The organism is Liquorilactobacillus aquaticus DSM 21051 (assembly GCF_001436755.1).
GTDB lineage: Bacteria > Bacillota > Bacilli > Lactobacillales > Lactobacillaceae > Liquorilactobacillus > Liquorilactobacillus aquaticus.
The window spans coordinates 198302-220484 of record NZ_AYZD01000015.1; the positions used below are offsets into that span (position 1 = coordinate 198302).

The 22183-nt window shown below is 35.7% G+C and carries 17 protein-coding genes, 1 tRNA gene and 1 pseudogene; 10 read left to right on the forward strand and 9 right to left on the reverse strand.

Annotated features, from left to right (window positions below; genetic code table 11):
- Nucleotides 1–229: 229 nt before the first annotated feature.
- Entirely contained in the window at nt 230–1660 is a 1431-nt protein-coding gene (locus tag FC19_RS04375) for an APC family permease (RefSeq protein WP_083488351.1), read from the reverse strand.
- Between the two features lie 337 nt (nt 1661–1997).
- Between FC19_RS04375 and FC19_RS04380 the strand changes: the two genes are divergently transcribed.
- From FC19_RS04380 to FC19_RS04415, 8 genes are all read left to right on the forward strand, one after another.
- Nucleotides 1998–3128 carry a glycoside hydrolase family 3 N-terminal domain-containing protein gene (locus FC19_RS04380; RefSeq protein ID WP_057875772.1) on the forward strand — a complete coding sequence of 377 codons (1131 nt, stop codon included), beginning with the start codon at nt 1998–2000 and terminating at the stop codon, nt 3126–3128.
- A 1003-nt stretch (nt 3129–4131) separates the two neighbouring features.
- The gene (locus tag FC19_RS04385) at nt 4132–6741 is read left to right on the forward strand and encodes a YfhO family protein (protein WP_057875773.1); all 2610 of its coding nucleotides are present in this window, start codon (nt 4132–4134) and stop codon (nt 6739–6741) included.
- Nucleotides 6742–6775: 34 nt separating this feature from the next.
- Nucleotides 6776–7513: a polyphosphate polymerase domain-containing protein gene (locus tag FC19_RS04390; protein ID WP_057875774.1), complete on the forward strand. Its 738-nt coding sequence runs from the start codon at nt 6776–6778 to the stop codon at nt 7511–7513.
- Nucleotides 7503–8180: a DUF4956 domain-containing protein gene (locus tag FC19_RS04395; protein ID WP_057875775.1), complete on the forward strand. Its 678-nt coding sequence runs from the start codon at nt 7503–7505 to the stop codon at nt 8178–8180. The genes FC19_RS04390 and FC19_RS04395 overlap by 11 nt, the downstream gene beginning before the upstream one ends.
- 24 nt (nt 8181–8204) lie before the next feature.
- The gene (locus FC19_RS04400) at nt 8205–9566 is read left to right on the forward strand and encodes a CotH kinase family protein (RefSeq protein WP_057875776.1); all 1362 of its coding nucleotides are present in this window, start codon (nt 8205–8207) and stop codon (nt 9564–9566) included.
- A gap of 26 nt (nt 9567–9592) precedes the next feature.
- Nucleotides 9593–11248, forward strand: coding sequence for a hypothetical protein (locus FC19_RS04405; RefSeq protein WP_057875777.1), 1656 nt, complete (start codon nt 9593–9595; stop codon nt 11246–11248).
- A 688-nt stretch (nt 11249–11936) separates the two neighbouring features.
- Nucleotides 11937–12299 (forward strand): DUF2513 domain-containing protein, encoded by a 363-nt coding sequence (locus FC19_RS04410; RefSeq protein ID WP_057875778.1) that lies wholly within the window; start codon nt 11937–11939, stop codon nt 12297–12299.
- 384 nt (nt 12300–12683) lie between these two features.
- Complete coding sequence (locus FC19_RS04415; RefSeq protein WP_057875779.1) at nt 12684–12899, forward strand: hypothetical protein; 216 nt, start codon at nt 12684–12686, stop codon at nt 12897–12899.
- A gap of 307 nt (nt 12900–13206) precedes the next feature.
- Here the strand turns inward: FC19_RS04415 and FC19_RS04420 are convergent.
- Nucleotides 13207–13482, reverse strand: a pseudogene (locus FC19_RS04420) (hypothetical protein); the annotation flags it as partial.
- A gap of 478 nt (nt 13483–13960) precedes the next feature.
- Between FC19_RS04420 and FC19_RS04425 the strand changes: the two are divergent.
- Nucleotides 13961–14176: a DUF378 domain-containing protein gene (locus tag FC19_RS04425; RefSeq protein WP_057875781.1), complete on the forward strand. Its 216-nt coding sequence runs from the start codon at nt 13961–13963 to the stop codon at nt 14174–14176.
- A 471-nt stretch (nt 14177–14647) separates the two neighbouring features.
- On the opposite strand, the gene FC19_RS04430 is transcribed toward FC19_RS04425, so the two are convergent.
- The gene (locus FC19_RS04430) at nt 14648–15178 is read right to left on the reverse strand and encodes a GNAT family N-acetyltransferase (protein ID WP_057875782.1); all 531 of its coding nucleotides are present in this window, start codon (nt 15176–15178) and stop codon (nt 14648–14650) included.
- Between the two features lie 174 nt (nt 15179–15352).
- Between FC19_RS04430 and FC19_RS11465 the strand changes: the two genes are divergently transcribed.
- Nucleotides 15353–15628, forward strand: a complete 276-nt coding sequence (locus FC19_RS11465) for a hypothetical protein (protein WP_157061257.1) — start codon at nt 15353–15355, stop codon at nt 15626–15628.
- Between the two features lie 381 nt (nt 15629–16009).
- On the opposite strand, the gene FC19_RS04435 is transcribed toward FC19_RS11465, so the two are convergent.
- From FC19_RS04435 to pheT, 6 genes are all read right to left on the reverse strand, one after another.
- A tRNA-Ser gene (locus FC19_RS04435) sits at nt 16010–16097 on the reverse strand.
- 56 nt (nt 16098–16153) lie between these two features.
- Nucleotides 16154–16906 (reverse strand): NADPH-dependent oxidoreductase, encoded by a 753-nt coding sequence (locus tag FC19_RS04440; RefSeq protein ID WP_057875783.1) that lies wholly within the window; start codon nt 16904–16906, stop codon nt 16154–16156.
- Nucleotides 16907–17200: 294 nt separating this feature from the next.
- Nucleotides 17201–17677 carry a transcription elongation factor GreA gene (gene greA, locus FC19_RS04445; protein WP_057875784.1) on the reverse strand — a complete coding sequence of 159 codons (477 nt, stop codon included), beginning with the start codon at nt 17675–17677 and terminating at the stop codon, nt 17201–17203.
- 104 nt (nt 17678–17781) lie between these two features.
- Nucleotides 17782–18432 carry a uridine kinase gene (gene udk, locus FC19_RS04450; protein WP_057875785.1) on the reverse strand — a complete coding sequence of 217 codons (651 nt, stop codon included), beginning with the start codon at nt 18430–18432 and terminating at the stop codon, nt 17782–17784.
- A 64-nt stretch (nt 18433–18496) separates the two neighbouring features.
- Nucleotides 18497–19636: an endolytic transglycosylase MltG gene (mltG, locus tag FC19_RS04455; RefSeq protein ID WP_057875786.1), complete on the reverse strand. Its 1140-nt coding sequence runs from the start codon at nt 19634–19636 to the stop codon at nt 18497–18499.
- A 135-nt stretch (nt 19637–19771) separates the two neighbouring features.
- Nucleotides 19772–22183: a phenylalanine--tRNA ligase subunit beta gene (pheT, locus tag FC19_RS04460; RefSeq protein WP_057875787.1), complete on the reverse strand. Its 2412-nt coding sequence runs from the start codon at nt 22181–22183 to the stop codon at nt 19772–19774.

Below are 22183 nucleotides of genomic sequence, written 5' to 3' on the forward strand. Positions count from 1 at the left end.
TAATTGTCAAAAATGAGGTTGCAGAAGCTTTTTTACTTAATTGCATTCTAAAAAACTTCACCATTTAGTTGCTGACAAGATAATTTACCACAAAAAAAGTAAGGACTTGATAAACTTTTTAAGACATCTATCAAGTCCTCACTTCTATGTTACTGGTATTTAAAATAAATTGTCACAACAACTTTTTCCTAGCAATCTTCACCACGTGCAAATAATTTTTTCAATCAGATTAACTCAGTTTTCTCTGACTCCAACGATAGTGAAACTTATATAAAACAAATGGAGCTATAAAAACTAACAGACAAGTTACTAATAATAGCCATGTATAAACATGACGCATACGCTGGTCCATTCCTGCAGTTGGAAAGAATGTAACGATAAATCCAAAGGCTGATAGGCCTAAACCAAAGAAACCATAAAGCAGCCTGATTAATTTGTGTTTTGAGGCAAAGTAAGCCCTATGTAAGTCAGCATGTTTGAACTGCAAAACCAAGTAACTCACGAAAAGCAGCATATACATAAGCGTGTATTGAGCCACCGTTGAACTCATCGCCATATTAAATGCCAAATCAGCATTTTTTCCACCTGAAAAAGTAAATAATGCTGCGGTAATAGACACAATGATACCTTGTAATACCATAACTTTAGTTGGAACACCAAATTTATTTACTTTCCCAAAACGAGCTGGGAGAAAACCTTTTTTGGCAGCCTCAAACATCCCCTGATTTGGTCCTACTACCCAGCTACTGATTTCACCAATCGCTCCAATTGCAAGCATAAGCCCAATCATTTTTTCAAAATAAACAGGCGCCAATCCAATATGTTTAACTAGCTCACCATAAGCATAGACAATCCCTGTGCTAAGATGAATGCGATCATTTGGAACCGTCATTGCTATTGACATACTGCCTACAATATCAGACACAATCGCTGCTATCGATAATGCGAACATAACAGTAGGATATGAACTGGTTTTTTTCAAATCTTTAACATGCGCAGCTGATCCTTCTGCACCTGCAAAAGCCAGCATAAATGGGACAAAGCCCACTAATACTGTTCCGTTGAAACTATGCGGAATTACGGTCTTCCAGGAAACATGGACATATACTGGATTACCATGAACCAAGTATGCTACGAATAAAAGTAGCAAAAAAAAGACTGGTAAGATAACCCCTAAAGAAAAACACCATTGTGCAATTTTGCCTGAACGTTTCGTTCCGTGTTGTTGACACAGAATAATCGTCCAGAGAATGACCATCATTAAGACAAATCTTATTAGCGGATTGTTATTTAAAAGCGGCACATCGAAAACCATTGAAAAACAGCCGATAATAAAGTACATCATAGCATCCATTCCGACAGTGATATGAATCCACTGATAAAATAAGGCGGCCCATCCAGACTTTTCTCCTAACATATTACTTGTCCATGTAAAAACACCGCCTTTGCTCCAACCATCGATAGATGCCATCTCTCCAGCAGCTCTAGTAACAGGCGTAAACCAAAAAATTCCTGCCAAAAAAAGGAAAAATAGTGCAGTTGGTCCTTCTTTAGCAAATGGTGCAAAGCCATAAACAGTCATCACCATTGAAGCTGTCATTGCAAAAAGCTGCCAGCTGTTGAGCTCATTAAATTTTTGTAACGCTTTGTTCTCTTTCATAGTATGTATTATAAATCCTTCCTGCTCAGGCAAAATTGTGTAACAAAAAATACCACATATAAGTATACACTTCCTATCTTTGACAAATCAATGCTGCAAATATTTTATGTTCAAAAATAAAGAATGATTTATAGGCAACTCTGTCTAAAAAATCATTAGCATAGTTTCTGAGTATGTCACTGTCGTCGTTTTTTAAAACCATCATTCAATTCACCATGTCTTTTTTACGAACCTAATCTTATAAACTGTTCTTTTTACACCTATCGTCTTAGTAAAAAAAAATATATAATAGATCGTGTGCTTTCAAATGATTTATATAAAGAAGGAAACTATTGCAATGAAGAAAAAGTTTTTAAGTGTCCTAGTCTTCGGACTATTACTAGTATTATTTTCACCCAACCAAATTGTGCATGCCAAAACAACCAAGCCGACTAATAATCAACTTCATAGAGTTATTAAAAAAATGTCACTTGCTGAAAAAATTGGTCAAATGTACGTTAGCCCAAGTCCGGTGGATATTTCCCAAGCTAAAAGTGACATCAGCAGATATCATTTAGGCGGAATAGTTTTATTCGGCAATGACTTTAAAAACCAAAATGCTGCCCAGCTAAAAGAAAAAATCAGCACTCTGCAAGGTTCCGCAAAGCTTCCCCTCTTCATCGCAACTGATCAAGAGGGCGGTGATGTTTCACGGCTAAGTACTGACCCGCAATTGACTAACGGTAGATCGTTCCCTTCGCCTCAAGTAGTATACAAAGAAAAAGGTCTTGCCGGAACTGTCACTGAAGCCTCTGAAACAGCCAAGATTATGTATGCTCTGGGAATCAATTGGAACTTTGCTCCCGTTGCAGATGTTTCAAGTGATTCAAAGAGCTTTATTTACTCGCGTACACTAGGCCAAAACTACCAAACGACTGCCTCCTATATTTCAAAAGTCATTCCTGCTATTCAAAAACAGCATGTAATTACTAGTTTGAAACACTTTCCAGGCTATGGTTCTGCCGCCGACACTCATATAGGCTTTGCAAGCACTGATCGTTCACTTGAAAATTTTCAAAAAAATGATTTTCTCCCTTTTGAAGCAGGCATTAAGAAAAATGCTGCAACAGTATTAGTTGCACATGTCATTATGAAAAGTATTGATAGTCAAATGCCTGCATCCTTATCCCCAGCAGTTCATCAACTCTTGCGTAAAAAGCTTAAGTTTAAAGGAATGATCATCACAGATGATTTAGGAATGGGTGCCATTACAAAATACAGTCAAGAGCATCATGTTACACCGGATGTTCTTGCTGTTCAAGCAGGTAACGATGCATTGCTCAGCAATAATTACGCGCAGGGCATACCTGCTATCGAACAAGCTGTACATACCGGTAAAATTAAAGAAAAACAAATTAATAGCTCTATCTACCGTATTTTGAAAGTTAAGCGTAAATTCGGACTTTTAAAGATACAGCAACTTAATTAAAAAAAGCTTTTACGAAATACGATTCAAAAAACATGAAAGTCTATCCAAATCAATGTTGGGTAGACTTTCATGTTTTTTACTGAAATATGTGCTTAATTGACCGCATACTCTATTGCTGCCATTTCTAAAGGTAATTAATGCCTGTATGTAAAAAATTAGATTTTGCAGTTGTTTGAAGGAATATCAATTAAGGAACAATCACATCAGCAATAATTGATTAAATTTGGATAATTATACTATTCCAGTCATCCACAGAGTTTTGCCAATTATATAAACTAGGCTTTACGAGTTAAACTCCGGCAAACATCTACACATATCAGCAAGATGAAACTACATAACTGAAAAATCCCTAAGCTTTTGTTCGGTTACATCTCATGTAAATATTTTTCAAAAATATCCTGAACTATCCGATAATTCAAAGAAAGTTATTTTTGATTGCCCTTTAGGACATGTTTTTCAAGGAACCGTAAATAATTTATGCACCATTTTCTGTACAATGAACATTTAATGTTTATTGTAACATAATTATCTATTCACAACAGTCTTAGTTTTCCGTAAGATAAAAACAATTCGTCTTTAAATAATAATTAAATAAATGTAAGTATTTACATCTATCTAAAACAAAAAGATAAATGAAGCAATGTTATCCCGACAAAGCGGCAGAGAAATAACCATATGTTTCGCTAGTATCAAGCCCATGTAACACAAATAAAACATCAAAAATTTGACGATACCCATCGTTATTAATTAAAGAAACAAAATTAAACAGTCTGCGCTAAAAAAAACTTATAAATAAATCTTTTTACTCTTTGATATATTATTGTTTGGCGCCCCAAAAAGCATACAAGTGCTTACTTGCATTAGTGAAAGCAAGCGTGTATGCTAATAATGTTATTTTAATTCCATGCTAGTTTCTAACAAGCTGTGTCTACCTGTTTCTACGGCAAACAAAGCTTTGCACTCCAAACTACCATAAATTTTTTTGAGGAGTATTTAAATCGTTATGCTACGTTATTTTCGTTCACATAGACAACAAGAATTATTTTTCTTTGCATTTCTGCTTCCATTCGCAATTATGATAATTCTCTTTATGCTTTGGCAAATCACTCCATGGGGCAATCATAACTTGCTTTTTAGTGATGTAGGTACACAATATAATATTTTTCTCACAAACTTGCGTCACGATATTCTTCACCACGCCTTAAGTCAGTATTCCTATTATTTAGGTTTAGGCAGTAACACATTGCCCACATATGCTTATTACCTGATGAGTCCGATAAACTTATTAGTTGTCTTTTTCTCAGCGTCTCAGATCCCAACTGCGCTGACTTGGATTGTTACCTTAAAAATCAGTCTGAGTGGTTTGACAATGGCATATTTTCTCTCGACTACATCTTATCAAAACAAAAAAAACATAATAATTTTGCTTTTTTCAACTGGGTATGCTGTTTCAAGTTGGGTTGCTTCTGTATATTACACACTGATGTGGCTTGATGCCCTTCTCCTACTGCCGCTAGTATGTGCTGGGCTTGACCGTTTGACTCGTAAACACACCTCAAAAATATATTTCATTTCCTTGTTTGGATCGATTATTACTAACTACTATTTGGGATATATGACTTGTCTTTTCGCTGTAATTTATTTTTTATATCAGCTTTCAGGTCTTCAAAATAAAAATGAGCATTTTCAAACTTTTCTTAAACGCGAAAAAAAACTTATCATTCATTTTATTTTGAGTTCGCTCGTAGCAGCTTTTTCAAGTATGTTTATACTATTGCCCTCCCTTCTTGGAATGTTAGCGACAGATAAAGCAGCCCTTCAATGGTCAAATTACAGTTTATTGCCTACTTTTGGTCTTGGAAGCCTCAAGCAATTAGGTTTAGGAGCCAACGATTATAGCTCACGTTTAAATCACGGTCCTGCACTCTTTGCTGGTAGCTGTATTATCTTATTGATAGTTGCCTTTTTTTTCAATCAAGAAGTTCCTTCAAAAGAAAAAAAACGCACTGCAACAACATTGCTAGTTTTATTTCTATGTATGTGGATCAATTGTTTTAATACCATATGGCATTTATTTCAGCATCCAGCTGGTTTTCCTTTCCGCAATGCCTTATTTTTCACCTTTTTTGCAGTTTACGCGGCTTATCGCTCCCTACAATACAAGCCTTGGCATGCATTAACCGATTCCCAGAAGTTTTCAACACTTCTCATTCCACTTGCATTTTTTTCTGTCGGGTTAATTTGGAAAAACATTTTAAAAATCAATTCGGGTGAATTTCAAGTAAAGCCATTTATACAAGTCACAGTTCCTTCAATGACAATTTGTATATCTTTCTTGTTAAGTATAGTTTTTTACATTCTAGGGTGGTTTTTATTTTTCAAGCTCCAACCCTCAAACAAAATATCGTTGCTTTTAATTACATTAACAAGTATCGAACTGATGATCAATTTTGGCTTAAATATGGCTGGAACTCCTTTTGGTAATCAGAAAAACTATGCTTCTAACTACCTGTCAAAACGACAACAAATTACAAACTTGAACCGTGACAGATACTCTCATTACCACGGCCGGACTGTTGTTAAAGATACATTCTCGCAAGATGCTTATAACGAAAAATACAACTGTTACAATGATGCTCTTCTTTTTCACTATTATGGTATCAGTCTGTACAGTTCCACCTTGAACAAAGCAACACGCCAAAGTTTGGCAACTCTCGGATACTTAAGTATTAATTCACGGCGCATAAGTTTTGTCGGCGGCACAGAACTGACTAACAGTTTGTTGGGTGTCCAAAATGAACTAGATCTTAATAAAAACAACGCCCAACTTAGAATTAATCCAACCTATTTTGGCTTGGGCACTGCTGTCAATCAGAAGTTTTTGAACCTCAACCTATCGCAACAGCATGCTTTAATGAATCAAGAAAAGATTCTTCAAAATCTCGCTCCCGCGCAAAAACATTATTTTAAAAAGGTTGATCTTCTAAAAGTCCATGATCAAAAAAGAAACAGCTCTGGAGAATTCATTCATCGAGTTACTTTACGAACAACAACTGCTGGTCCTTTATATTATTACTCTCAAGATGCATCTGCCGATTTGAAAACTTTACAAATAAATGATACTCCAAAAAAACCTCTTGTAGACAATCAAAGACAACGTATGATTTGTCAGCTGGGTAATTATCAAAAAAATCAAGTAGTCCACCTTTCAGTTGCTACAAAATCAAAGTATTGGAACAAAGCACAGCAATTAGTTGTCCTAAATACCCAACAATTTGATGAGGCAATGAATAAAATATATGAACAACGATTTCACCTGCAACACATGACCCGTAACTCTTTGCATGGAGAAATTGAAGGCACATCTGTTTGCCGTCATCTTTTCTTATCTATTCCATACGAAAAAGGATGGCATGCTGAAGTTAACCACCATCCTGTTCAAATTCAGAAAGGGTTGCATGGATTTATTGTTTTGCCGCTCAATACAGGAAAAAACCACGTTGATTTGCGCTACCGCTCACCTGGTCTTATAAGTGGATTCCTTCTTTCTAGTATTGGACTTCTGTTGTACATAGTTATTTTATTCTATGAAAAGAAGCATCCTTATCAATGAACAGTTATAAATATAATTTAGGGGGAGATTTAAATTGACTACTAACAATGTTTTATCTCAGAAAAAAACATTTCAAGCAACTTTTAAGCGTGTTGAACAAAAGTATCTACTAACATCTGCTCAATACCAAACACTTATGGGAGAATTAGAACCAACAATACAGATTGATCAATATGGCAGCCAAACCATCCGTTCGATTTATTATGATACCCAAGATTATTTTTTTGCTCGCAAGCAGCTGACAAAACAAAGCTTTCGTGAAAAGCTTCGTCTGCGAACTTATGGACAAGCAACGCCAGAGTCCCCTGCCTATATTGAACTCAAAAAAAAGTTGAGCGGCATAACTTACAAAAGGCGTATCAGCAGCTCTAAATTATCAGCACTCAACTATATGAAACAGCAACAGCAACTGCCTCAACTCTGTCAAGGTCAACCTGGTTTCTCTGAAATAACAACTTTTGTCGAACAATGGCCTCTAGTTAACGAAACTGAGATTGCTTATGAAAGAACAGCTTGCTTTGGAAAGCTAGATTCATCTATTCGTATGACTTTTGATGAAAATATTCGCTGGAAAAAAATGAATGACGACGATTCTTATCATTTTCTACTTGAACCGGGAACGGTCGTTATGGAGATAAAAGTTATGAATGCAATTCCTTATTCTTGGAGCAAGACTTTTTCGCAACTTGCACTACGTCCACGTCCATTCTCAAAATACGGAATGGCATATAAATATGGTTTAATTAAGGAGGATTTTCACTATGCTCATTAGCTACTTAGGAACAAAACACCATTTGGTAACTTTTCAGCAAATTGTTGTCACGATGATAGTAACCCTGCTTTTAGGACTCTTGATCGCTATCGTACACATGTACAAAAATGATTATTCGAAAAACTTTATTTTTACAGTTGCCTTACTACCGACGATGGTCCAATCAGTAATTATGATCGTTCATGGAAATCTTGGTGCCGGCATCACTGTTGCAGGTGCGTTCAGCTTGGTCCGTTTTAGATCTGCACCAGGAAATGCTCGGGAAATGGCAACTATTTTCTTCGCAATGACTGTTGGTTTAGCTACTGGTCGCGGTTACCTGCTTTATGCGGCATTTTTCACCTTTGTTGTTTCTTTAAGTATGCTGCTATACACTTTCGTCAGTTTTGGCAGTGCTAAACAAAATATGCGCCTATTAAAAATCACATTCCCAGAATCGCTCGATTATCAACGCGCGTTCAATAATGTTTTTGAAAAATATACACAGACTAGTCAGCTTGATGCTGTTAAAACTGTCAATCTCGGAACTTTATTCGAAGCGCGCTATCGTATTGAGTTAAAAAATGAAGCTAATGAGAAAAATTTTCTGGATGAGCTTCGGCAACTTAACGATAATTTAGAAATTATTTTAACGAGTGACAACTTTGATCGCCATGTTTCACTTTAGAAATTTAAAAAAGAGGATAACGCAATGAAAAATAAAAACATACCACATTGGTTAATTTTTACGCTTGTTTCGCTTGCGCTCTTAGTTATTGGCTGCTTACTCTATACGCATCAAGATCGACAACTGCCTCAATCAGCTTCCAGCAATGTTGACTTAGACGTGGTTAAGCTAACAGGATCTCTTACAGACCTTAAAACACATCAAAAAAAGGTTATTAAATTCCGACTAAAAAAAGCAAATAGCAAGAAAAAGGTCAAAGCTTATGCAAAAATTCGACTTCAGGGTCAGCATAGTTTGAAATTTCCAGAGAAAAATTATGCTGTAACACTTTACTCTGGTCCTAAATGCAAACATAAGCTTTCTGTAAAATTGCATCCTGGCTGGAAAAAAAGTTCCAAATATGTTTTAAAGGCTAACTATACCGATGCAACAAGCGTCCGAAACCTTGTAAGTGCTGATCTATGGTCTGATTTTGTTAGCTCTGATTCAAATCATCCAAAACAGTTGAAAAGTAAAAACAACTACGGTGCTGTCCAAGGATTCCCTGTAACAGTTAAAATCAACGGAAACTATCACGGTTTATACACCTTGACAACAGCCAAGGGACGTAAGCTCTGGGGAATGTCTAAAAAGGATCCATCGAATATTGCTATACGCTCTAATGGATACAACCGGAATACACTTTTCTATCAATCCCAAGCACGCTTTGATGCAAAAGATTGGCAAGCATTGACTCCTTCTAAATTGTCGAATAAGCAGCAAAAAAGCGTAAATCGTTTTATTAATTTTGTTTCGACCTCTTCTGTTCAGCAGTTTAAACAAAATGCTCATGATTATCTAAACATTTCGATATTGATCGACTATTATATCTTTACTAATCTGACCCACAATCAGGATGGTGCGGGGCGAAATATGATCTATCTAACGAATGATAGTCAGCACTGGTATCCTATTGCCTATGATTTAGATGCTACATGGGGGCTTTATGAAAATGGAAAAGTACTTTACCCATCTGCCAAACAAGTCCAATATAACTATCCGAATGGTGGAAATTTAAGAAACGGTGAAGGAAACCGACTGCTGCAATTAGCAGCTGCAGCTTTCCCTCAGGAAATCCAAACTCGCTGGCATTTTTTACGCAAGAAAATTGTTACGACCGATAAAATCAACAAAAAGTTTAAAGACGCTATGTTAGCTATAGGCGAAAACAATTATCAAGATAATTTTAAAGCTAATTCCAGTATACCTTCCAAGAAAATAACTAATCTTGATCAACTAACCAAGTCGGTTAAGCGTCAGATTAACGAAAATGATCAACTGTTTGACAATTTTACCAATAATGTTCATCGAATTGATTTCAGCTACACTGCACCTCTTACTAAATAATTCTAATAAAGGGAGTCAATTTATATATGCTTTCAAAATTGCTAAAAAAGGGAGAATACCAGCGACTTAAATTATATCTCTTTTACTTGTTGCTTAGTTTTTTGATTATGCTGCCACTTCTAACAGTTCCTGGTTTTTTTGGTGGGTGGGATCAAAGCTTTCATCTAAATCGAATTACAGATCTTACAACCAATCTGAGACACTTGCATCCAATTAGTTTTATCAATACGACTGGCTTTTCTCAAATTGGCTTAGCCGTTAATACATTTTATCCTTATTTGACTCTTTTACCTTTTGCATTGCTGCACCTTTTGATTCCAAGCCTGACATTAAGTGTGAATCTTGGGTTAACATTACTGCTTTTTGCCAGTTTTGTCTGTGCACATACTGCTATGACTCGCTTTTCACAACTTGTATATCACGATAATTCTTTGCGAAGATCAGTCATCTTTGCAGTCACCTACAGTCTTAGCGGCTATTTTATTTTTAACCTGCTTGTTCGTTTCGATTTAGGTGAATGCCTTGTCATGATGATTCTGCCTATTTTTGCAGTCGGCTTATATGATATTCTTTTTGGAGAATGGCAACACTGGCATTGGTTTGTTTTTTCGACTACCATAATTGCGTACAGCCATGTACTTTCAACTGTCGTTATCGCCTTCACAACAGTGATATTCATTTTAGGTACTTCCTACATGATAAATCAGCGCCGTCAGCGCTGGTTGACACTACTCAAATCTTCTATGCTTATTTTAATCAACACACTTTTTTTACTTGTACCGCTCGCTACAACAGCAGCAAAAGTTAATGTAACTGCGCCTAAGTTAGGTTCGCTCAGCAAACAAGCTATGACTACTTTTTCAGCGATCGTTTTAAGCGCAGGCAATATTATTGATCCACGTGAAGCAACGCATGGGGTCAATTTAGGAATTATTATTTTAGCTGCTCTTTTAATCGGAACGTTCGGTTTCAAATATTTGAGCAAAACTGGAAAAATAATGTATCTTTGTGGAATAATTTTTTTCTTCCTTTGTACAGCTCTTTTTCCATGGCAGTTATTCGATCACACTTCACTTCGAATACTTCAGCATCCTTGGCGACTGCTTATCTTTGTTAATCTATTTATGTCGGGATGTTTGAGTGATTGGCTCGTTCAACTCAATAAACGAAACTGGCAGCTAATTTGTTTAGCATTGATGATTATTGTCACCTTTTCAACCGGCTTAATCTATGCAACTCATACTAAGCTAGGCTATCCAGACAAGCAGCTTAAGAATCTCACAATGCAGACAAAATATATGGATTATGAGCCAGTTAAAAGCCAACCATACTTAAAGCGTATCGAGAAACACGAGGGCTATATCAACGGTCAAAAATATTATTTTAATAACAGAAGATCGCTGCCGGATGGAATGATCTATCGCATCCCCGTAGCTTCACACGAACAAAAGATCGATGTCCCATTTTTAGATTATGGTAACTTGGTAGTATCTGCACAAAATATAAAACTTTCTAGTCACCGCTCAAAGCGTGGCACTCTTAGTTTTTCAGTACCAGCAGATACTGATAGTGTTGCGATTCATTATCAAGTTCCAATTAGCTTTAAAATAGCTGCCCTTTTATCTTTTAGCGGAATTTTAGTTTTTTTCTGCATCTGGTTCAAATTTATATTAAAATCATGAAAAATAATTACGTTGCTAGTCTATTTTTTAACTCTGTGAAGCTGAGCGTAATTTGGAACCCTAAGCAGTAATACAATTTCTAACCATATTAAATTTTGCAAAAACATGCACTTTTAGGAACTCGGTTGCTCCACTCTTTTCTCCATCATTCTTAACAAAAAAATGCCGGGTCTCAAAATCATAAGCACGGCATTTTTTTATATACCGATAATTTTTGCCTTGCTTACACAGATCATCTGTCAAAAAAATAGCACTAATTAACTATGTTCTTTTCTATCATTCAACACAGCAAACTTACTTATATCGTTATTCGCATCTTCAATTGGAACAATAAATTAAGTACAAAAAACTCCAGCTATTTCTAGCTGGAGCCCATCAGTTGAATATGCTTGAAAACTATAAAATTCTCAAGCAGTAATATACTAACAAATATCAGCTCTTTTGTTAAAAATAAAATCTCTAATATGTCAATTTTTAAAAATCTTTATAAATTCATTGAGTCTGTCTAAACAAGACCCAGTTAAAAAAATTGCAGATTCCAACAAGTTAAGTAACAAGATAAAACAACTAAAATTGCAAGCATAAAATAAACTGGATTTTATTTAAATAAAATGAATAAAAAAGTATTAAATATTTTGTAAAACACTTACTTCGTTATATATTTATGGTAGAGGAGGTGCTGATAATCATGGAGGTTAATGTCGAATGTGTACGTGATGTATTAAAAATTGTCGCTGACAAACCATTTGGTCAATACATTAATAGCGACAATCTTGGCCTTAGTAATATATATTCTAAAGAATTAATTGAATCGACAGTCCAAGCTTTATATGAGAGCAATCTTATTAAGGTTGAAAATGAATATCTTCTAAATTGCGATTTAGATTACTCGATTGGCGAACTTACAAAAGAAGGTTGCGCTTTGCTAACAAGTCTGAAAGACGATGCGAATTTCAAAAAAATAAAAGATTCTCTTAATCATCACACCAGTCATGTTACTATCAGAGCTCTGCAACGCTTAGCTGCCAATTACGACAGGCACATTCGTTAGATACATCTAATTAATCAAAAATAGTACTCGAATCATATGTTTATTGACAAAAAATTAAGAACTGACTACTTGCTAAACAAGCATGTCCTTGGTAGTTCATGTACATTTGAGGTAGTTTTAACTTATAGAGAATTTTTTCCTATCTTATTAATTAATTGATTTATGATCTTGAGTTGATCTCGATTCCAGCAACTATCTTTGGATCGAGATCTTTTTGTTTGATTGATATTAATTTTCTTGAAAAACTGATGCCTTTTGCAGTCTTTATTTCTCTTACCCTTTTTTAAACATATTAAATAAAAAAATAACTTATCATATGATAAATTAAAAATAAATTCTGTATACTATCCTTTGTTTTTATATGATGAAAGGAGCTTTTATACCATGATCAATAAAGTCCGTTTCTCAAAGAAGACTGTTATCCTAATACTTATTGCCCTTCTTTTAATTGCCACAAGTGGTGCTACTGGCTATTTTCTAGGCGCCAAAAATACACAGGCAGGTATAGGTTCTGGCCAAAATATGAGTGGTAAGAAAAGTATGCCTAAAGGAGGAAAAATGCCAGCAGGTAAACCCTCTGGGAACGGCTTCAAAAAATAATCACAAAGTAAAAAACGTCATTAACATCGATGACGTTTTTTTATAAGTTATTTGGTTGAAAATTTTGTACCGCTTTTCAATTACTTATATTTGCCCTTTTTGTCTTGATTTACCCAACATCAAAATTATTATAGGCTTTTAGTGCTGTCTAACCGTTACTGTGACAACAGCTGTTTAACCTGTTTTATAAATTTCTTTCTTCTAAATACCACTCTTCGGTCACACCTATATAATCACATATTTGGTTTATTCGTTTCTCGGTATTTTTAGTGTCAGCAGCTTTTCCAGTAATCAATCGATTAACATGTGGTAGTTCCATCTTTGCACCTGCGAATGCTTTAAGAAGGGCTTTTTCGAAGGTGTGATCACTCCCCATGACCTCGCCAGTCGACTTCATCTCTGGTCCAAGGTAGCTATCAACATCCTCCAATTTACTGAATGAGAAGACTGGAGCTTTGACATGAATTGATTTGCTTTCAGGATATAAACCAGATTCATAACCTAAATCAGCTAAAGATTTTCCTAAGATGACCTTCGTTGCCACCTGTGCCATCTCAATCCCAGTAATCTTGCTATGGATTGGATAATCCAAAATGTCTTGCTACATCGGTCTGCGACCTAGGTTCTAAACCTAACCGCTTGTTGCGTTTTAATCCTATTACAACCAATTCTTCTAATTCTCTCGCCATTACTATCCACTCCTAAATATCTTTCTCATGCTTCAAACGCAGTAAAACTATTTTAAGCGTTGGAAAGGTATTATATTTAAAAAAATAAAATTACGCAAAAAATACACCTATTAATTTTCTAATAAACATATGAGCGTCTATCATTTAACAGACTATTGTATCTCAAATACCCTGACTGAATATAATATAATCCATTAGAAAACTTCAATAATTATTAATTTAATTTTCCCAGAATAACCAATAATACTTCGTTTTGCCTAAAACATCCAAGACATTTTATCAAAATACTGATCTCTAATGTTTTCTTGCATATTAGTAACCCTCTATCCTAGAGACTGCTATACTTTAATTGTACAGAAAGGAAGTCTTTTTTTGAAAACTCTAGATAGTGTCGCTCTAGGTTTACTAATTATCGGAGGCTTAAACTGGCTGCTTGTTGGTTTATTCAACTTTGATTTGGTTGCTGCAATTTTTGGTGGTCAAACGGCCATACTTTCAAGAATCATTTATGTCATCGTTGGGCTCTGTGCTTTGTACTCATTAAAGTTTTTCCCGCTTGTCATGAATTCGCTTAAGCGCGAAAACTAAGTCGCTTTATTCTTATTGGTTGTGTTCAAGAGTAGACTGATGAAAATCATCAGCTTTCAAGTATAAATTAAGGTGTAGGGACAAAATTATATTGCCCCTGCATTTTTGTATTTCCTTGTACTAACAGGATTAATCCGTTCAAATTTCCAACTGGCTGCAAGAATGAATTTTCCAAAAAAACTATTTAAATCCAGAGTATATTTCGGAGTTCAAATTTATTTTGAGAATAACAGAAGGAACTACTCAAAAATGAAGTCCTATTAAAACAACATTTATCCAATTGAAATTAATCTAATTGAGTACACAAGTGCTGGATTTAAAAAGCTGATTTATCAAGGATTAAATTTGTTTGCGTAACTAATAACCCCCCATTTAAATAGAAAAACAAAACCTCACTCTACTTAAAGAATGAGGGCTATTTTATTTATACGTCCCTTGATATTATCGATGCTAGTAACTTTTCAAATTGTCTTAAAGAAAATCGTAATAGAAATGAATGTTCTGTTTTCCTTTTTGAGAGGTATGATTATATACCTCAGTATCAAGCCCACCAATTTCAAAACCACTTTTCAAATAGAACTCACACGCTGTGACATTATTATTTTGTCCTATTGTCCAAAGACCTCTGTACCCTTTTTCTTTTGCAATTTCTTCTGCAAATTTCAAGAGTGAACGAGCGACTCCTTTTCGTCTATATTCTTCACTAACTTTCAAATCCTCTAAGTATAAATATTTATTCCACTGATTTTTGAAAACTGCCAACCCGATTGTTTTTTCGCCGTCAAAAACACCGATGGCGAATCCATTTTTATTGATATCTTCTAGGTTGTAATTTTCATCCGGAAAAGTTTGTTTTCGTATTTCTTTTTTATCATACTTTCTTACTTCATAGTCCCATTTTTTCTTATCCCTCTTTACAATAATTTCTCCCCAAATATCAAAAGCATTATTTTTAAGGAGTAGGCTTTGTTCATCATCTTTGGTTATTATTTTTACATCCATCTCGTCTATCCTCTTTTATATAATTTTAAATAATTGTACAATAACGCTTTATCAAAATATATACACTCTCAATTAAGAAAATTAATTTGCCTACAACAGATCATTTCCTAAATATATCAACATAATCACATATTTCTCTCAATCATTTCTGTTAGCTTCAGTGTTGGCGAACTGTTGTTAACTAATATAACGGGGATAAAAGTTAATCGTGAAAAAAAAATATCATTGAGTTATTTTAAAAACATTTCAAATGATACTTCAAAAGAAGACATTGAAAGCAAGTTGGGGAAACCTAATGGCCCCAGTTTAACAAATATCGGAAGTCAATCTAATGAAATATTGACTTATACATCTGGAGTGAGTGGAAATTTGGGAGCTAACTATGAAATAAAAAAACATCTCTCCCCGACCAAGACGAAAGATGTACTACGCTGTATAAGTCTACTATAAACTTCTTGTATTGTGCATAAAAAAAAGGAAAAAGCAATGGCGTATATCTGATAGCATGGCGATAAGAACGACACTAAAGCAACCTTTAAAAGCGTGTGACATAGATAGTTAAGCTTCCATTTCCATTCATTCAGACACACTCACTTTTAAAAATATTTAGGCCATTCAAATATCTCGACAACCAGTCAAATATATTCTTACCCAATTGACAAGTATAAAATGTATTCAGTTAATCAAATTGAAACCCTTTTAAACACTCTTAGTGCACCAAAAATGCACCAAACACTTTCAAAATAACGTATATTGACGTAAGTAAAAAAATAAAAGCGTTGATATATCAACGTTTCCGGATGTATATAATTAAGTAAAATTAATAAAATAAGGAGAGTACAGGATTTGAACCTGCGCGCCGGTATAAGCCGGTTCGCCGGATTTCGAGTCCGGTGCATTACCACTCTGCCAACTCTCCAACAACGATAAATAGTATACCAATTTATCGTAAAAAAAGCAATGGTCTTTTGCTGTTCACTCCAAACAAAGGCTTTGTGAACGAATGGCTTTTAATAACTGATCTCGTTTAGTTTCACGCAAATCAAGTTTGGCAGATGCAATCTGATTTGTAAATGAATCTATTCTACGATTAGCTTCCCGTAAATCATAATACGTTCGTACGATTCGATCATAGTCATGCAAATTTTTTACCTTAACTTTTCGTTCATAGGTGTTTTCAAAAAATGTAAATTCAGATGGCAAACGTGGTTTCATCTGTGGCTCTTGGTCAGGTACACCGACTTGAAGGCCTAATATAGGATAGGTCATTAAAGGCAAATTAAGCTCTTGGAGTAATTTGAAAGGATCATTGTTAATACTTCCTAAAATTACAGCACCTAAGTCCATACTTTCGACTGCGTTAACCACATTCTGCACGCTAAGAACTGTATCTTGGACAGCTTGCATAAACACATCAGTTTTATGAAGCCGCCCATCGTCTTTCCCCATTTGATGACGTATTTGTTGATTTCGATAAAGGTCCGCGATAAAAATAAAAAGATCCCCATTTGCTCCAACGTAACTTTGGTTCGTGATTTGTCTGATTGTACTTCTTTTTTCCTCAGACGTGATATGCAGAATTGAACACTGCTGTGTAAACATGCTGGTTGATGTGTGTGCTGCAACTTGTTTGATCGTTTCCAATTCTTCATCTGTTAAATTACGATCTTTAAATGCTCTAATTGTACGGTGCTTTACTTGTTTGTTAATTGTTTGATTTCTAATCATCCTTACCCTCCTGAATAGATGCTGACATTCTTTGAGCACTGTTAAAATATTGGCGAGATCGTTCCAATTTGTGTTTTATTAACTGATAACATTATGTTTAGGAATAAAACTATGAACTCACTCAGAATGGCGAGCTACTGCAAAACAGTTTACCATTTTTTATATTATAGCAAAGTTGCATAAAATATAGTCGCAAATTTTTCTATAATCAAAAAAATGCCTCATTCCCTCATTATTGAGGCATATGAAGACATTTTCTAAAATTTCTTTTTATTATACATTAGTGTTTCTATATTATTTAACTTCTAGAATCTTAACTTTCATATCACCGCCGGGCGTTTGGATCGTTACCTCTTGTCCCAGTTTGCAACCAACCAATCCCTTTGCAATCGGTGATTCATTGGAAATTTTACCAGAAAATGGGTCAGCTTCTGCTGCTCCCACTATCGTATACGTTTCCGGTTCTTCATCAGGAAGCTCTTTAAATGTTATCGTTTTGCCGACCGCAATTTCATCAGCATCAACATCCCCATTGTCGATAATCTCAGCATGATTTATCATTTGTTGAATCGTCTTAATGCGGCCTTCAACAAACGACTGCTCATCCTTAGCGGACTCGTATTCCGAATTTTCAGATAGATCTCCAAAACCACGTGCTATTTTAATTCGTTCAATAATTTCAGCACGTTTTGATGTTTTCAAGGTTTCAAGTTCTTCTTCCAATTTCTTTTTACCCTCAAGTGTCATTGGATATTTTTTTTCTTCTGCCATTAATAAAACACCCCTCATAAATTAATTACGTTTCAAGCCTATCACAATAAAAACAATATAGGAAAAATAACCCCTTTAGGAATGGCGTACGTATCAAGAACCAACTATTGAGCTCGATTGCTTCGAAGTACATCTCTTACTTTGGTTGTTAATAGGTCGATAGCCACTTGATTTTTCCCACCTTCTGGAACAATTATGTCTGCATATCGTTTTGTTGGTTCAACGAATTGATTATACATCGGTTTAACTGTCCGCAAGTACTGATCAATGACGGACTCCAAAGAGCGTCCCCGTTCTTCGATATCTCGCTTAATTCGCCGAATAATCCGAATATCATCATCAGTGTCAACAAAAACCTTGATATCCATCAAATCACGCAAGCGCGAATCATGCAGCACTAGAATGCCTTCAACAATAATAACCTCACGCGGATCTTGTTTAAGAACTTTGTCACTGCGTGTAAATAATTTATAATCATAGATTGGTATTGAAATTGATTTCCACTCTATTAATTGCTGTAACTGATTTAATAACAAATCTGTGTCAAAAGCAGATGGATGATCATAATTAACTTGCCTACGCTCTTCAGATGACATCTCAGACTGATCATTATAATATGAATCTTCTTGCAGCATCATTAATGAATATCCATGAAGCTGATTAAAAATTGCACGGCTGACTGTTGTTTTTCCACTACCAGAGCCGCCCGTTACACCAATAATAACTGGCCGTTGCTTAATTGACTGTTCTATCATCAAAAAATACCCCTCACACTGCTGTCAACGATTCTCGATCAGAAAAAAATTTATTCTTGAATTCTTATTTAGCATCGTTTTCTTTTTCTAATTTGTTTGTTAATGCTTGATGCTGCTCATAAGTTTTTGAGTAATAAACTTTACCAGTTTTCATGTTAGCAATAAAATACAAGTAGCCTTTATTCCTGTCAGTAGGATTCAATACCGCCTTAATCGAAGTTAAACTAGGATTGTTGAACGGGCCTGGGCCAACACCTTGATGAAGATATAAATTATAAGGTGAGTCAACTTTCAAATCCTTGTATGTCACATTTTTCTTGTGCTTTCCTAAAGCATAAAGAACCGAGATGTCCGATTGAATCATCATTTTTTTGTCTAAACGATTTTCAAAAACACCGGCAATACGATAACGATCTTGTTCGGTCACACCTTCACGTTCGACTAAAGAAGCCAAAGTCAGTGTCTCCTGAACGGACATGTTCCGCTTCTTCGCTTCGCTGTAGTATGGTGTCATTACCGAATTAGTTTTTGCGACCATTTTCGTAACGAGTTCCTTCAAAGAAACATTTTTACCGGCATAGTAGGTTGCAGGATATAAATATCCCTCCAATTTATAGCGGACATTTTTAGCATTGGCTGCTGAGGACAATAAATCTGGATATGTATCCTTCAATTTATTGACAAATTCTTGATCGTTCAACAAAGCCAAAAAATCTTTTTTTGAAAAACGCGTATTTGCTTGAACAACATCGCCAATTGAATCCGCAGTCACTCCCTCACGAATTAACACTTTACCTGAATAACGTGATTCGCTGCTGCCACCCTTTTGAAGTTTCTGTGAAATTTGTTTTAACGTCATTGAAGGTTGTAACTCATAATAACCAGCCTTAAATTGACCATATTTCTTAGTTTTAACGTAGTAATCGAAAACAAAACCACTTTTAATTACTTTCTTTTCTTCAAGAATACTACCAATCTGCTTTGTCGTACTCCCGATTGGTACCTTGACCTCTATTTTTTCATCGCTTTTTGAATTTAACGGCTGTAAGCCCCTATTTACATAGCGATAACCAATTACACCGACTGTAATTATAAGCAATATAATAACAAGCACAACACCTATAACTATTTGACGCGCAAATTTTGTTTGTTTTGGTTTGTTGGCCTTATTATTGTCAGTGTTTCCACCCTTCTGGTTATCCAAATTATCCCTCCGTTCATAAAACTGCCCTTTCCATTATACAAAAATTTTTTTTGCTTTGCATTAATTAATAATAGAAAAGCAATAAAACCATTGTAACTATGAAGAATATAGGTATAAAACCTGCTTATCAGTATATTAACGAATCTTAGCGGCAAATTTTTCTTTTAACTCATCAACAACTTTATCGAAATCTCTTGTTACATCTTCATCTAAAAGAGTTGCCTTTTTGTTTTGATAAGTCAGTTTATATGCTAAAGATTTAAGATCAGTTGCAATATGTTCACCTTCATATACATCAAACAACTCAACCTTGGTTAGATTCTTGCCGCCGTTTTCCTTAATACAAGCCACAATATCACTGTTTTTTATACTCTTATCTACCGCCATTGCCACATCACGTGTAACAGCAGGGTATTTTGAAACTGGTGTGTAATTTGCATGGTTTTTGACCAGCCCCATTATTTTCCCCAGATCCAATTCAAAAACATAGGTCCGACTAATATGATATTCCTTACATATATTCGGATGAATTTCTCCAACAAAACCTAAGAATTCAGCACCGACGTAAATATCTGCGGTTCTTCCGGGATGCATTTCCTCATGCCCGTCTGCTTGAACATACTTAACCCTCCCAGTTACGCCTAGCGAACGCAGCATATGTTCAACGATACCCTTAGTGAGGAAGAAATCAACTGGTACTTTTGCTTCATGCCATGTTGCCGTTTTAAATAAACCAGTCAGCGCGCCCGCAACATGTTCCACTTCAACGGGACGATCATTGCCTACTTCCCTGTAAAAGACCCGACCTTGTTCATAAAGAGCAACATTATCAACCTTTCGAGCAACATTATATGCGATATCGTCTAAAAGGCCACTTATCAAGTTCATTCTAGCGGTTGTACGATCTGAACTCATTGGGAATTTAAGCTGAGTTGATTCAGAAGGTTGCATCAGAAAACGACCTGCTTTTTCTGATGTTGTTAGTCCATAAGAAATAGCTTGGGTCAAGCCAGCAGCTTCAAGCAACTGTCGTGTTGCGCGAATGATATTTTGCGAATGATTATAGTGCCCAGGTGTCAACTCTCCCTTCGGCAATGTCGCTGGTAGTTTGTCATAGCCATAAATACGAGCAACTTCTTCTATTAGATCAGCTGGAATACTGATATCCCAACGGCGTGGTGGAACTGAAACAGTAAACATCGTATTAGCGATATTCACCCCAAAACCTAAACGCACAAAAATATTTTCAATATCTGCGACTTTTAAGCTTGTGCCCAAAACGTTATTGATTTTATCAAGGGAAATAGAAACTTCAACAGGGGCCGCATCTTCCAATGCTCCCTTAGCAATTTCTGACACAACCTCTCCATTGCCAAGATCCGCTATCAATTGCGCTGCTGCATTTAATGCTTCGACAACCGTTTTACGATTGATTCCACGCTCAAAACGCATTGAAGCCTCGCTATGGAGATTATGCCTTCTAGCTGTTTTACGGACCAATGATGAATTAAAGACCGCTGCTTCAAGTGCAATCGTAGTCGTTTTTTCATCAACACTCGTACTTTGTCCGCCCATTGTTCCTGCTAACGCAATTGGACCATCCTCATCAGCTATCACAATATCATGGGCATCTAACTTACGTTCCTGTTCATCAATTGTCGTTAATACTTCATCATTCTGTGCGAGGCGAACAATTATCTTCTTCCCGCTGATCTTCTCATAGTCAAAAGAATGCAGTGGTTGCCCATAGTCCATTAAAATATAGTTAGTTACATCAACAACATTGTTGAGTGGACGGATTCCTGCGTTCCAGAGACGCTTCTGTAGCCAAATTGGACTTTCTTTAACAGTCACGTTTTTTATTATGCGCATTAAATATGTTGAAGCTAATTCAGGCTCTGCTTCAATTTCAAGAAAATTAGCAACATTATCATTCTGATTTTCTTTAATTTCTAGATGCGGCAAAGTGACCTTCTTATTGTATATCGCTGCTATTTCGTAAGCAGTTCCCCTCATACTCAACATATCCGCACGGTTAGGAGTTACGTCAAGATCGATGATGTTTTCGTCCATTCCTAAATAAGGATAGACCGGCATCCCTGGTTCTGCATCTTCTGGTAAAAAGTATATTCCATCAACAAACTTCTTAGGAACAACATTTTCAGCAAAACCAATTTCTTGAAGTGCACAAATCATTCCTTCTGAAACCTCACCACGCATCTTTCCCCGCTTTATTTTGACATTATCGGCAATACGTGAATTTGGAAGAGCCACAATCACCTTTTTATGTGCCGCAATGTTAGGCGCACCACAAACGATCTGCAAAAGTTCATCGCCACCAACATTGACTTGACAAACATGTAGATGGTCTGAGTTTGGGTGCTTCTCAACTTTAAGTGTCTCGCCGACAACAATTTTTTTCAGACCCTTTTCCAATCGATAAACTTCATCGACCTCAACCGCTGTCCTTTCAATCTTTTCAGCAAGAACTTGAGGCTCAATGTCGATATCTACATAGTCCTTTAACCACTTTGTTGAAATTTTCAT